We start from the raw sequence: 12,368 nt of genomic DNA on the forward strand, positions 1-12,368 counted from the left end.
ATGCTAACGCTGACTTTCCTGGTCAAGACCGTTATTGATCTGTACGTGATGGTGCTGTTGCTGCGCATTTGGATGCAGTGGGCGCGCACCGATTTTTACAACCCGTTCTCACAGTTTGTGGTGAAGATCACCCAGCCGGTGGTCGGCCCACTGCGCCGCATCATCCCGTCACTGGGGCCCATCGACAGCGCTTCGCTGCTGCTGGCGTTCCTGCTGATGACCATCAAGTACCCGCTGCTGCTGCTGATTCAGGGCGGCGCGATGTCGCTCAGCCCGTATAACCTGCTGTTCGGCCTGATCTCGCTGGTGAAGTCCGCTGGCTACCTGATCTTCTGGGTGATGATCATTCGTGCGCTGATGAGCTGGATAAGCCAGGGTCGCAGCCCGATCGACTACGTGATGTACCAACTGACCGAACCCTTGATGGCGCCGATCCGTCGCATCATCCCGGCGATGGGCGGCATCGACTTTTCCGCCATGGTGGTGATCCTGATCCTCTATTTGATCAACTACCTGGGCATGGATCTGTTCGGTGAGATCTGGTTCCTGCTGTGAGTGCAGTCACTCCGGTGCTGGACGGGCTGGCGATCAGGCTATATATTCAGCCGAAAGCCAGCCGCGACCAAATTATCGGCTTGCATGGCGACGAACTGAAAGTCGCCATCACCGCCCCGCCGGTCGACGGCCAAGCCAACGCCCATTTGATCAAGTTTATCGCCAAGCAGTTCAAAGTGGCGAAAAGCAACGTCACCATCGAGAAAGGCGAACTGGGGCGGCATAAACAGTTACGCATCGTGAATCCGCAACAGATCCCCGCCGTGGTCGCAGCGCTATACACAAAGTAGCTGGAGCCGCAGCAAGGCGGCAAGGGCTTGAGTCCCCAGGAGCTGGGTCACTCCAGTGACTGGGGTGAGAGCGTGCAGCCAACGCGGCTGCGGCTTCAGATACGCAGAGTATCATCGAATAATTTTCAAGGTAGTCACTTATGCAAAAAGTCGTTCTTGCCACCGGTAACCCGGGCAAAGTGCGCGAACTCGCCGACCTGTTGGCCGATTTCGGCCTGGACGTGGTCGCACAAACCGATCTGGGCGTGGAGTCCGCCGAAGAAACGGGCCTGACGTTTATCGAAAACGCCATCCTGAAAGCGCGTCATGCGGCGCAGGTCACCGGCCTGCCGGCGATCGCCGACGACTCCGGCCTGGCAGTGGACGCGCTGGGCGGCGCGCCGGGCATCTACTCCGCGCGCTATGCCGGTGAAGATGCCGACGATCGGCAGAACCTCGACAAGCTGCTGGCGGCGTTGAAAGACGTGGCGCCGGGCCGGCGAGGCGCGCAATTCCACTGCGTGCTGGTCTATCTGCGCCATGCGGCAGACCCGACGCCGCTGGTGTTCCACGGCAGTTGGGCCGGCGAAATCACCGAACAGGCCGCCGGTGAAGGCGGTTTCGGTTACGATCCGGTCTTCTACGTGCCGGCGCTGGGCCGCACCGCCGCCGAGCTGAGCCGCGACGAGAAGCGGGCGATTTCGCACCGCGGCAAGGCGCTGAAGCTGATGTTGGAAGCCATGCGCAATGCTTAAGCTGCCCCCGCTGAGTCTCTACATCCACATCCCGTGGTGCGTGCAGAAATGCCCGTACTGCGACTTCAACTCCCATGCGCTGAAGGGCGACGTGCCGCATCAGGAGTACGTCGATCATCTGTTGGCGGATCTGGATGCCGACCTGCCGCTGGCCGGCGGCCGGGAAATCAGCACTATCTTTATCGGCGGCGGCACCCCCAGCCTGCTGAGCGCCGAGGCAATGCAGGCCTTGCTGGACGGCGTGCGGGCGCGCATTCGCGTCGCCGACGACGCCGAAATCACCATGGAGGCCAACCCCGGCACCGTGGAGGCCGATCGCTTCAGCGGCTACCAGCGCGCCGGCGTCAACCGCATCTCCATCGGGGTGCAAAGCTTCAGCGCCGAGAAGCTGAACCGCCTGGGGCGCATCCACGGCCCGGAAGAGGCCAAACGCGCGGCGACGCTGGCGACCGATCTTGGCCTGCGCAGCTTCAACCTCGATTTGATGCACGGCCTGCCGGACCAATCGCTGGAAGAGGCGCTGGACGATCTGCGCCAGGCGATCGCCCTCAATCCACCGCACCTGTCGTGGTATCAGCTGACCATCGAGCCGAACACCCTGTTCAGCTCGCGCCCGCCGGTTTTGCCGGACGACGATGCGCTGTGGGACATCTTCGAGCGTGGCCACCAGTTGCTGAGCGCCGCCGGCTATCAGCAGTATGAAACCTCGGCCTACGCCAAGCCGGGCTACCAATGCCAGCACAATCTCAACTACTGGCGCTTCGGCGACTATCTGGGGATCGGCTGCGGCGCGCACGGCAAGGTGACCTTCAGCGACGGACGCATCCTGCGCACCGCCAAGACCAAGCACCCACGCGGCTTTATGCGCGGCGACTACATGGACAAGCAGCATGAGGTGGCGGCGGCGGATCGGCCGTTCGAGTTCTTCATGAACCGCTTCCGCTTGCTGGAAGCCGCGCCGCGCGCCGACTTCGTCAACTACACCGGGCTGGCGGAAAGCGTCATTCGCCCTCAGTTGGACGAGGCGCTGGCCAAAGGCTATCTGGAAGAAACCGCAGAGCACTGGCAGATCACCGAGAAGGGCAAACTGTTCCTCAACTCGCTGCTGGAACTGTTCCTGGCGGACGACGAGTAAAAAAAAGCGCTGAATAATCAGCGCTTTTTTATTGGTATTAATCCGGGTAAAACGTCTGAGACAGAATCTGCTGAGTTTCCCAGATGCCGTTTTCCGGATGTACATCCAGCCCAGTTTCGGCCGTAGCGAGCGCAACGGCCTTCGACCAAACGACATCCAGCCAATCAGCATCGCCCAGTTTACCTTTTAGGCTCGGCGACTCTTTCAAGCTGTAAAGCACCTCTTTACGCTGCGCTTTAATCGTTCTCTCCCAGCTGGTTCCGCGCCTGGCCGGCTGATATTTCCATTTAAGCAAATGTGCAATCAGCACCGTCATCCGGCTAGCAAGTTCCCTTTGCTCGCTCTTCCCAACGTCCTCAATCTCCTCGGCGATCTTTTCAATATCGATCTCAGACAATTTTCCGGAGCGCAAAAGAGCGGCCTGTTCATTTGCCCAGGCAACAACATCGGTTTCGTAGCGTGTATGGCTCATAGCGTCCTCCGTAAACATCCATAAATTTGTACGTAGTTTGACCAGTCTGTCAGATAAGCTTCGGAAGGTCAAAAAACAGACTACCGAGAAGGTTCTTAAATCATTTCAACGCTTTCAGCAGATCCTTGCGCTGGGTTTCCAGTGCGGTGACGCGGTTGCACACATCATGGCCGAAGTTCTGGAAGTCCTGCTCCTGATTGTTCCATTCGTTCTGAATCGCCTTCTGCAAGCCGCCCAGGTTGCCCATGATCGCCTGCAGCGGGTTACCGCCGCTGTTGGCGGCCTGTTTGACGCCCATTTCGTTCAGGCTGTCCTGCAGCACGCCGCCCATGCTCTGCTGCACGATGTTGCGGCCATCCTGTTCCACCTGGTCGATCGCCTTGTGGTGGAAGGTCAGGCCGTCGCTGCGGTGCTCGATGATGCGGTTCATCTGCTGTTTCAGTTGGCCGTTCAGGGTGGTCAGCCGGTTGCGCACGTTGCTGTTGCTGCCCAGCTCTTTGACGATCACTTTATCCAGCGCTGCGCGGGCTTTCTCCAGGTGTTTCTGCGCGCCGTCGTCGATCCACGGCAGCTGCTTGCGCAAGGCGCTCTGGTAACTGAAGGCTTTCTGCCGCTGGCTATCGTTCAGGCTCAGCGCCTGGCCGTTGCGGATCACGTCGCCATCCGGCGAAATTTGCAGGTCGCCGCTGGCGCCTTTCACCTGCACGCTCTGCGGGCTGATGATCACATCGTCCTGGGGTTTAACGCTGCATTGGTACTCGGCGTGGGCCTGCGCGGCAGTCGCCGCCAGCAGCAGTAAGGCTAACCCGGTTTTCTTCAACATAGCTTCTCCTGACTCCCATCCAGACTGGGATTAAAAAATCGAACGACCGATACGTTGAGACAACAGTTCCAGCGCCGCAGTTCCCGCCAGCGAGTTGCCGGAAGCATCCAGCTCCGGCGACCAGACGACGATCGACAGCTCGTCCGGCACGATGGCCACGATGCCGCCGCCCACGCCGGACTTGCCCGGCATTCCCACCCGATAGGCGAATTCGCCGGCGCCGTCGTACATGCCGCTGGTCATCATCAGGGCGTTGATCTGCCGGGCCTGCAGCGGGCTGATCACCGCCTCGCCGCTGAGATCGCGGCCGTGATTGGCCAGATAGACGAAGCTGCGCGCCAGCTCCACGCAGCTCATGCGCAGCGCGCAGTAATGGAAATAGGTTTGCAGCACGGTGATCACGTCGTTTTCGAAGTTGCCGAACGACTTCATCAGATAGGCGATGGCCGCATTGCGATCGGAGTGTTCGAATTCGGAACGCGCCACCCGCAGGTCATAGGCCAGATCGTCTTCGCCGGCCAGCTGACGCACCACCTCCAGCATGCGCTGTTTGGGGGCGCTGAGCCGGGTTTGCAGCATGTCGCACACCACCAGCGCGCCGGGGTTGATAAACGGATTGCGCGGTTTGCCCTGCTCCATCTCCAGCTGCAGCAGCGAATTGAACGGCAGGCCGGAAGGCTCTTTGCCCACGCGCCGCCAGATCTCAGGCTCCTGATAGCGCGTCAGCGCCAGCGTCAGGCTCAGCACTTTGGAGATCGACTGGATGGAGAAGCGCTCCGCGGCGTCGCCGGCCTGGAACAGTTCACCGTCCACCGTACACACGGCGATCGCCAACCGGTCGGCGGGCACTTCCGCCAACGCCGGGATGTAGTCGGCCACTTTCCCCTGGCCAATCAGCGGGCGCACCTGTTGCAGGATCTCTTCCAGCAACGCGTTATCCAATGTTGTTACCACCTCGGTCACACTCCGGGCAAAACAAAGGCGCCGTTAAGGCACCTGAGATCAATAAAACGGCGCGGCGCGAAGCCGCGCTCATCGGGCAAGCGCGATCAATCCCACCAGATATCGAACAGATCGCTGACCTTAACGTCGGTCAGTTTGCGCGCTTCCAGCCAGTTTTTCACCAGTTCGCGATGCTCGTCGGTGCAGTGGCCGATCTTCTGCAGGCAGATCAGACCTTCCCATTGCAGGTAGCCGCTGCCATCAAACGCCAGGCCGTTCGGCTCGATCACTTCATCGATGAAGGTATCCAGCGTGCTGTCGATGTCTTCCACCGACGTGCCTTCGGCAAAGCGCCAGGCTACGGAGAAACCCAGCTCCTGAAATTCTTCAATGTGCAACTTTTTACGTAAACGACGACTGCGGTTCTTAGCCATTATTCTTTCCTCTCAAACATCAAGTCCCAAACGCCATGTCCCAGGCGCTGGCCGCGTAATTCAAATTTCGTCAGCGGGCGCGAATCCGGACGCGGCACGTAATCATTATCGCTGGAAAGATTACGGTAGCCTGCGACCCCGTTCATAACCTCTAACATATGTTCCGCATAAGGTTGCCAATCGGTAGCCATGTGGAAGACGCCGCCGGTCTTCAGCTTGCGCAGTACCAGTTCGACAAACGGCGTTTGCACGATGCGGCGCTTGTTGTGGCGCGCCTTGTGCCACGGATCGGGGAAGAACAGCTGCACCATGTCCAGCGAGCCGTCCGGGATCATGTTTTCCAGCACTTCAACCGCATCGTGGCACATCACGCGCAGGTTGCTCAGCTTCGCCTCGTGGGCGTCGGCCAGGCAGGCGCCCACGCCCGGCGAGTGCACTTCGATCCCTAAAAAGTTCTGCTGCGGATTGTTGCCCGCCATGGTCACTAGCGAGGCGCCCATGCCAAAACCGATCTCCAGCACCGTCGGCGCTTCGCGGCCGAACAGCGCGGCGAGATCGACAGCGTCAGCCTGATACTCCACGCCCATCACCGGCCAATAGTTCTCCAGCGCGTGCTGCTGGCCTTTGGTCAGCCGCCCCTGGCGGCGGACAAAACTGCGGATACGGCGCATCGCGCGGCCGTTCTCATCAAATTCCGGGGAGATGACGTCATTAATCATAGTGCTTTCTGTCTGTTTGGCTGCCAATTAGGGAAACGCGCATTATGCAAAGATACATTGGTTTAGCAAGTGTTCATCTTCTGTACCCGCCGTGCGGCGTCGGAAAGTTCCGGTTTACAGCATCATGACTCTATGCTGCAATCTCGCTTCATTTTCTGCCGGATAACGACGCTGCTCATGATGCAAGCACAACAATTCGCACAGGTGGTGCTTGACTGGTACCAACGCTACGGTCGCAAGACCCTGCCGTGGCAGCTGGAGAAAACCGCCTATCAAGTATGGCTCTCCGAGGTGATGTTGCAACAGACTCAGGTTGCCACCGTCATTCCTTATTTTCAGCGCTTTATGGCCCGTTTTCCCAACGTGCGCGCGCTGGCGGAGGCTCCGCTGGACGAAGTGCTGCATCTGTGGACCGGCCTCGGCTATTACGCCCGCGCCCGCAACCTGCACAAGGCGGCGCAGACCATTGTCGCACAGCACGGCGGCGAGTTCCCGACAACCTTCGCAGAAATCGCCGATTTACCGGGCGTCGGCCGCTCCACCGCCGGCGCGGTGCTGTCGTTGGCGCTGGGCCAACACTATCCGATCCTCGACGGCAACGTGAAGCGCGTGCTGGCTCGCTGCTACGCGGTGGAAGGCTGGCCGGGCAAGAAAGAAGTCGAAAACCGGCTGTGGAAAATCAGCGAAGAGGTCACCCCGGCGCAGGGCGTCGGCCAGTTCAACCAGGCGATGATGGATCTGGGCGCCATGGTCTGCACTCGTTCCAAGCCCAAGTGTGAACTCTGCCCGCTCAACGTTGGCTGCCTGTCTTATGCCAATCACAGCTGGGCCAACTACCCCGGCAAGAAACCCAAACAGACCCTGCCGGAAAAAACCGCCTACTTCTTATTGCTGCAGCACGGCGACCGCGTGTGGCTGGAGCAGCGCCCGGCGGTGGGCCTGTGGGGCGGCCTGTTCTGCTTCCCACAGTTCAGCGCGCGCGTGGATTTGGAACTCTGGCTGCAGCAGCGCGGTCTGAAAGGCAAGCGCCTGGAACAGCTGACCGCGTTTCGCCACACGTTCAGCCATTTCCATCTCGATATCGTGCCGATGTGGCTGTCGCTCGGCGCGGCGGGCAGCGGCATGGATGAGGGCGCGGGTCTCTGGTATAACTTAGCGCAGCCGCCGTCGGTCGGGCTGGCAGCGCCGGTGGATCGCCTGTTGCAACAGCTGGCGAAGCAGCCCCCGATCCAACAAAACTTATATGGCGATAGCGCCATCGACGAGGAATTAGCATGAGCCGCACCATTTTTTGTACTTTCCTGCAGCGCGACGCCGAGGGCCAGGACTTCCAGCTTTATCCCGGCGACGTCGGCAAGCGCATCTACAACGAGATCTCCAAGGAAGCCTGGGGCGAGTGGATGAAGAAGCAGACCATGCTGATCAACGAGAAGAAGCTGAACATGATGAACGTGGATGATCGCAAACTGCTGGAAGAGGAAATGATCAAGTTCCTGTTCGAAGGGCACGACGTGCACATCGAAGGCTATACGCCGCCGAGCGAATAACGCTGTTGGGGCCAGGCGCTGGCCCGCTTCAATCCTCTTATACTTCTTCCAAACGGCTTTAAGATGAAGAAAATTTTAGCTTTGCTCGTAATAGCGCCTTTGCTGATCTCCTGTTCCGGCAAAAAAAGTGAAGAAATCAACGAAGCCTGGATCAAAGACACCAACGGCTTCGACATTCTGATGGGGCAATTCGCTCACAACATCGAGAACATCTGGGGTCTGAACGAAGTTCTGATCGCCGGGCCGAAAGACTACGTCAAATATACCGACCAATACCAAACCCGCAGCCACATCAACTTCGACACCGGTGCCATCACCATCGAAACCATCGCCACCACCGATCCGGCCGCGCACCTGCGCCAGGCGATCATCAGCACGCTGCTGATGGGTGACGATCCGGGTTCCATCGATCTCTATTCCGACGCCAACGATATCCAGATCAGCAAAGAGCCGTTCCTGTACGGCCAGGTGCTGGATAACAAAGGCGCGCCGATCCGCTGGGAATGGCGCGCGGCGCACTTTGCCGATTACCTGCTGCAGACCAAGCTGCAAAAACGCACCTCCGGCCTGCACGTCATCTACTCGGTCACCATCCAGCTGGTGCCGAACCACCTGGACAAACGTGCGCACAAATACCTGCCGATGGTGCGCAAGGCGTCGGAAAAATACGGCGTGGACGAGTCGCTGATTCTGGCGATCATGCAGACCGAATCGAGCTTCAACCCGTATGCGGTGAGCGGTTCGGACGCGCTGGGCCTGATGCAGGTGGTGCAGCACACCGCCGGTAAGGATGTGTTCCAGATGCGCGGCAAATGGGGCACCCCGAGCCGCAGCTACCTGTTCGATCCGGAGAACAACATCGACACCGGCACCGCCTACCTGGCGATCCTGCAGAACAACTACCTGGGCGGCATTCAGAACCCGACCTCGCGCCGCTATGCGGTGATCACCGCCTACAACGGCGGCGCCGGCAGCGTGCTACGGGTGTTCTCCAGCGACAGGACGCGCGCGGTGGGCATCATCAACGGCATGCAGCCGGGCGACGTGTACCAAACGCTGACCACCAAGCACCCGGCCGCCGAGTCGCGCCGCTATCTGGTGAAAGTGAATACCGCGCAGAAGAGCTACCGCAGAAAGTAGCGCTTCCCGCGTGGATAGGAGAAGGGCCGGTACGAACCGGCCCTTTTTTTACTGCTTGATCATATAGCCAAAGATGCGCTTCCAGCCGTGATCTTTTTTCTCGATATAGACCCCCTGCAGCTCCGGCGAGAAGCCCGGCAGGCGGTTGATGCCCTCTTCTAACGCCAGGAAGTAGCGCTGCACCGCGCCGCCCCACACTTCGCCCGGCACCACGCACAGCACGCCCGGCGGATACGGCAGGGCCCCTTCCGCCGCGATGCGCCCTTCCGCCTGGCCGATCGGCACCAGCTCGACGTTGTCGCGGATAAACTCCACGTTGGCGTCCTGCGGGTTCATCACCACCGGCGGGAAATGCTCCTGACGGAACATCTCCTTTTGCAGCTGCTTAACGTCAAAGCTGACGTACAGATCGTGCATCTCCTGACACAGCCGGCGAATGCTGTAGCCGCGGTAACGCTGCTCGTTCTTGCGGTACACCGTCGGCAGCACCACGCTCAGCGGCGCATCCTCTTCGACATAGCGTTCGAACTGCGCCAGCATCTCCACCAGCTGTTCCATCTTGGCCGGGTTCTCCGCCGGGGTCAGCAGGAACAGGATCGAGTTGAGATCGCACTTCTCCGGCACGATGCCGTTCTCGCGCAGGAAGTTGGCCAGAATGGTGGCCGGCACGCCGAACTCGGTGTATTGGCCGGTCGCGGCGTCAATCCCCGGCGTGGTCAGCAGCAGCTTGCACGGATCCACCAGATACTGATCCTGGGCATAGCCTTCGAAGCCGTGCCACGTCTCCCCCGGCACGAAGGTGAAGAAGCGCGCGTCGTTGGCGATCAGATCGGTATCGTGATCCTGCCAGTCTTTGCCCGCCACCTGCAGCGGAATAAACGGCTTCAGCTGCGAGCAGCGCGTGAGCAGCTGTTTGCGCGTCTCGATGCCCAGCTTGACGCAGTCCATCCACATGCGGCGCCCGGCGGGGCCGGCGTGCATCTTGGCGTTGACGTCCAGCGCGGCGAACAGCGGATAGAACGGGCTGGTCGACGCATGCAGCATGAACGCGTTGTTCAGGTGCTTGTGGTTGCAGTGGCGCTTTTGCCCTTTGATATGGTCGTCTTTCTTATGGATCTGCGAGGTCTGCGAGAACCCTGCCTGCTGTTTATGTACCGACTGGGTGACGAAAATGCCCGGATCGTGCTCGTCCAGCTCCAGCAGCAGCGGCGAGCACTCTTTCAGCATCGGAATAAAGCCTTCGTAGCCCACCCAGGCGGAGTCGAACAGAATGTAATCGCACAGGTGGCCGATGGTGTCGATCACCTGGCGAGCGTTGTAAATCGTGCCGTCGTAAGTGCCGAGCTGAATGATCGCCAGCCGGAACGGCCGCGCCGCCGCGGCTTTCTCCGGCGCCACTTCGCGGATCTGCTCGCGCAGATAGCGTTCGTCGAAGCAGTGCGCATCGATGCCGCCGATAAAGCCGAACGGGTTGCGGGCGGTTTCCAGATAGATCGGCGTGGCGCCGGCCTGGATCAGCGCCCCGTGGTGGTTGGATTTGTGGTTGTTGCGATCGAACAGTACCAGATCGCCGCGGGTCAGCAGCGCGTTGGTCACCACCTTGTTGGCCGCCGAGGTGCCGTTGAGCACGAAGTAGGTTTTATCGGCGTTGAACACCCGCGCCGCGTGCTTTTGCGCATCCTTGGCCGAGCCTTCGTGGATCAGCAAATCGCCCAGCTTGACGTCGGCGTTGCACATATCGGAACGGAACAGGGTCTCGCCGTAGAAATCGAAAAACTGCCGGCCGGCCGGGTGTTTGCGGAAGAACTCGCCGCCCTGATGCCCCGGGCAGGCGAAGGTTGAGTTTTCCATCTCGACGTAGGTCTTCAGCGTTTTGAAGAACGGCGGCAGCAGCGCCTGCTCGTAGGCGTCGGCGGCGGCCTCCAGCTGCGCCATGTAGAATGGCTTGCTGGCGCCGGCCAGCAGCGCGAAAACCCCACTGACAAACGGCAGATAGTCCGGCGAGAGATGCTCGTCCCCTTCCACCGCCACGAAGGTCGGAATGTCGAACCCCGTCGCCTGCAAGCGCGCCAGAATGCCTGCGTTCACGTCGGCGACCGACACCACCGCCGCCGCCACGTCGGTATAGTCCGTCTGCTCTACGCGCACGATCTGGCGCAGCGTCTCAATGGTGGCGACCAGGCTGGCGCTGGTCGCGATTTTCAATTCTTTCATCATGCTGACTCTCAAACGGTGAAGGATGAGGGTGTGCCACCGGCACGGTAATGAGATAACGCGGTTATCCCGGTAAAAGCGATACCCGGGCACGGCAGCATAAGCGGCGTGCGTGACCGGCTCATGATCGGGGATCATCAGGCGGCTATCGGGGAACTGGTCTTGGCAGCGTCCGACAGGCATCAGTAAAATCAGGGCCGCAGCGCTGGCTTTACGCATGCCTAACAGCGAGCGTCAGGCGGCCTTACCGCATGGCCGGCAGGCGTATTCGGGCGGATGACGTACGGAGGAAACAACGGCGGAACGGTGGCGGCGTCAGATGTCTGGTGCGCAGCAGCGCTTGAGCAACAAAACCAGTCATGCCAATAACCCTCTGGCTTATAAGAAGCGGAAACACCGTCAGGGAACGGAGAGTGCTAAAATTTGCGTAATGATTGCATGATTCGTTGCAGGGTTCAAGCGAGAATCGCCTTGATTGAACGCCCATTAATTAAAGCATAATTCATTGTTATTTAATTGAAAAGCTAAAAATCGCGCGTTTTAAGGTGGTATAAATACACGTTTTATATGCATATTTATTGAATGCGAATATCTCCCCGTCCCCCGCCCCTCCGGGCTTGCTGCCTGAAAATAGAGCAACCGATCGGCTTTGTGACAGAAAGCGATTGACGCCATCCGGCCAATACGGTTTAATGCGCCCCGTTGCCCGGATAGCTCAGTCGGTAGAGCAGGGGATTGAAAATCCCCGTGTCCTTGGTTCGATTCCGAGTCCGGGCACCATATTCAGAAGAACCCGCCTATGGCGGGTTTTTCGCTTTCTGGGGTACGGACTCTCCATCGAACTGCGTTCGATTATTCGGCCAAAGGCCTCACCCTGCGGGCCAGCGCTGAAGCGCTGTTCAACGCGGCGCCAGCGCCGGTTGTCCGAGTCCGGGCACCATATTCAGAAGAACCCGCCTATGGCGGGTTTTTCGCTTTCTGGGGTACGGACTCTCCATCGAACTGCGTTCGATTATTCGGCCAGAGGCCTCATCCTGCGGGCCAGCGCTAAAGCGCTGTTCAACGCGGCGCCAGCGCCGGTTGTCCGAGTCCGGGCACCATTTTTAGAGAACCCAGCCTATGGCTGGGTTTTTGCTTTTCAGGGACAGGGCTCTCCATCGAACTGCGTTCGATTATTCGACCTAAAGGCCTCACCATGAAAAATGTGGGTTCAAGAAGAAAGAATGATATAAGCAATATAGAATCTTGTTTTTTTAATAACCGTTAAATCACAGCATTACAACATGTTGCTGAAAATTTTTTGTATAATCAGTCGTTTTTTCCTGATATGCCTAGCATGACACACAAATGAATAGATACTCAG

The 12,368-nt window shown here is 59.2% G+C and carries 13 protein-coding genes and 1 tRNA gene; 8 read left to right on the forward strand and 6 right to left on the reverse strand.

The genetic code is table 11. The annotated features are described in order from the left end of the window. The 4 genes from ACJ8PN_RS13690 (at window position 1) to hemW (ending at window position 2,714) form a co-directional block, all read left to right on the forward strand. On the forward strand, window positions 1–555 hold the full coding sequence (locus ACJ8PN_RS13690) for a YggT family protein (protein ID WP_016930090.1): 555 nt from the start codon (window positions 1–3) through the stop codon (window positions 553–555). Then, the gene (yggU, locus tag ACJ8PN_RS13695; RefSeq protein WP_016930091.1) at window positions 552–845 is read left to right on the forward strand and encodes a DUF167 family protein YggU; all 294 of its coding nucleotides are present in this window, start codon (window positions 552–554) and stop codon (window positions 843–845) included. Before ACJ8PN_RS13690 ends, yggU begins: the two co-directional genes overlap by 4 nt. Window positions 846–985: 140 nt before the next feature. Then, on the forward strand, window positions 986–1,579 hold the full coding sequence (locus ACJ8PN_RS13700; protein WP_171454752.1) for an XTP/dITP diphosphatase: 594 nt from the start codon (window positions 986–988) through the stop codon (window positions 1,577–1,579). Then, a complete protein-coding gene (gene hemW, locus ACJ8PN_RS13705) occupies window positions 1,572–2,714 on the forward strand; it encodes a radical SAM family heme chaperone HemW (protein ID WP_088381924.1) in 1,143 nt (380 codons plus the stop codon). The genes ACJ8PN_RS13700 and hemW overlap by 8 nt, the downstream gene beginning before the upstream one ends. A 37-nt stretch (window positions 2,715–2,751) precedes the next feature. Here the strand turns inward: hemW and ACJ8PN_RS13710 are convergent, their stop codons facing one another. From ACJ8PN_RS13710 to trmB, 5 genes are all read right to left on the reverse strand, one after another. After that, complete coding sequence (locus ACJ8PN_RS13710) at window positions 2,752–3,186, reverse strand: DUF29 domain-containing protein (protein ID WP_351108317.1); 435 nt, start codon at window positions 3,184–3,186, stop codon at window positions 2,752–2,754. Window positions 3,187–3,286: 100 nt separating this feature from the next. Then, a complete protein-coding gene (locus tag ACJ8PN_RS13715; protein WP_015379052.1) occupies window positions 3,287–4,009 on the reverse strand; it encodes a DUF2884 domain-containing protein in 723 nt (240 codons plus the stop codon). Window positions 4,010–4,039: 30 nt separating this feature from the next. Further along, entirely contained in the window at window positions 4,040–4,963 is a 924-nt protein-coding gene (gene glsB, locus ACJ8PN_RS13720) for a glutaminase B (protein WP_004937414.1), read from the reverse strand. 95 nt (window positions 4,964–5,058) lie between these two features. Beyond that, window positions 5,059–5,385: a YggL family protein gene (locus ACJ8PN_RS13725; protein WP_004937412.1), complete on the reverse strand. Its 327-nt coding sequence runs from the start codon at window positions 5,383–5,385 to the stop codon at window positions 5,059–5,061. Then, on the reverse strand, window positions 5,385–6,104 hold the full coding sequence (gene trmB / locus ACJ8PN_RS13730) for a tRNA (guanosine(46)-N7)-methyltransferase TrmB (RefSeq protein ID WP_004937410.1): 720 nt from the start codon (window positions 6,102–6,104) through the stop codon (window positions 5,385–5,387). The genes ACJ8PN_RS13725 and trmB overlap by 1 nt, the downstream gene beginning before the upstream one ends. Before the next feature lie 177 nt (window positions 6,105–6,281). Here trmB and mutY point away from each other — a divergent pair, with 177 nt between their 5' ends. The 3 genes from mutY (at window position 6,282) to mltC (ending at window position 8,791) form a co-directional block, all read left to right on the forward strand. Beyond that, window positions 6,282–7,382 carry an A/G-specific adenine glycosylase gene (gene mutY / locus ACJ8PN_RS13735; RefSeq protein WP_239043869.1) on the forward strand — a complete coding sequence of 367 codons (1,101 nt, stop codon included), beginning with the start codon at window positions 6,282–6,284 and terminating at the stop codon, window positions 7,380–7,382. Continuing rightward, window positions 7,379–7,651 (forward strand): oxidative damage protection protein, encoded by a 273-nt coding sequence (locus tag ACJ8PN_RS13740; protein WP_004937404.1) that lies wholly within the window; start codon window positions 7,379–7,381, stop codon window positions 7,649–7,651. The genes mutY and ACJ8PN_RS13740 overlap by 4 nt, the downstream gene beginning before the upstream one ends. Window positions 7,652–7,714: 63 nt before the next feature. Next, on the forward strand, window positions 7,715–8,791 hold the full coding sequence (gene mltC / locus ACJ8PN_RS13745; protein ID WP_004937402.1) for a membrane-bound lytic murein transglycosylase MltC: 1,077 nt from the start codon (window positions 7,715–7,717) through the stop codon (window positions 8,789–8,791). 48 nt (window positions 8,792–8,839) lie between these two features. Here the strand turns inward: mltC and speF are convergent, their stop codons facing one another. Beyond that, window positions 8,840–11,005: an ornithine decarboxylase SpeF gene (speF, locus tag ACJ8PN_RS13750; protein ID WP_351108401.1), complete on the reverse strand. Its 2,166-nt coding sequence runs from the start codon at window positions 11,003–11,005 to the stop codon at window positions 8,840–8,842. A gap of 704 nt (window positions 11,006–11,709) precedes the next feature. Between speF and ACJ8PN_RS13755 the strand changes: the two genes are divergently transcribed. Continuing rightward, window positions 11,710–11,785, forward strand: a tRNA-Phe gene (locus ACJ8PN_RS13755). The last annotated feature ends 583 nt before the right edge of the window (window positions 11,786–12,368 follow it).

Origin of the sequence: Serratia sp. CY76391 (genome assembly GCF_052166695.1) — a bacterium.
GTDB classification, from domain to species: domain Bacteria; phylum Pseudomonadota; class Gammaproteobacteria; order Enterobacterales; family Enterobacteriaceae; genus Serratia; species Serratia nematodiphila.

Coding starts and splice junctions, on each gene's coding strand:
- hemW (WP_088381924.1), top strand. CDS start 1,572: ATGCTTAAGCTGCCCCCGCTGAGTCTCTACATCCACATCCCGTGGTGC.
- ACJ8PN_RS13715 (WP_015379052.1), bottom strand. CDS start 4,009: ATGTTGAAGAAAACCGGGTTAGCCTTACTGCTGCTGGCGGCGACTGCC.
- speF (WP_351108401.1), bottom strand. CDS start 11,005: ATGAAAGAATTGAAAATCGCGACCAGCGCCAGCCTGGTCGCCACCATT.
- ACJ8PN_RS13740 (WP_004937404.1), top strand. CDS start 7,379: ATGAGCCGCACCATTTTTTGTACTTTCCTGCAGCGCGACGCCGAGGGC.
- ACJ8PN_RS13725 (WP_004937412.1), bottom strand. CDS start 5,385: ATGGCTAAGAACCGCAGTCGTCGTTTACGTAAAAAGTTGCACATTGAA.
- mltC (WP_004937402.1), top strand. CDS start 7,715: ATGAAGAAAATTTTAGCTTTGCTCGTAATAGCGCCTTTGCTGATCTCC.
- ACJ8PN_RS13700 (WP_171454752.1), top strand. CDS start 986: ATGCAAAAAGTCGTTCTTGCCACCGGTAACCCGGGCAAAGTGCGCGAA.
- mutY (WP_239043869.1), top strand. CDS start 6,282: ATGATGCAAGCACAACAATTCGCACAGGTGGTGCTTGACTGGTACCAA.
- ACJ8PN_RS13690 (WP_016930090.1), top strand. CDS start 1: ATGCTAACGCTGACTTTCCTGGTCAAGACCGTTATTGATCTGTACGTG.
- ACJ8PN_RS13710 (WP_351108317.1), bottom strand. CDS start 3,186: ATGAGCCATACACGCTACGAAACCGATGTTGTTGCCTGGGCAAATGAA.
- trmB (WP_004937410.1), bottom strand. CDS start 6,104: ATGATTAATGACGTCATCTCCCCGGAATTTGATGAGAACGGCCGCGCG.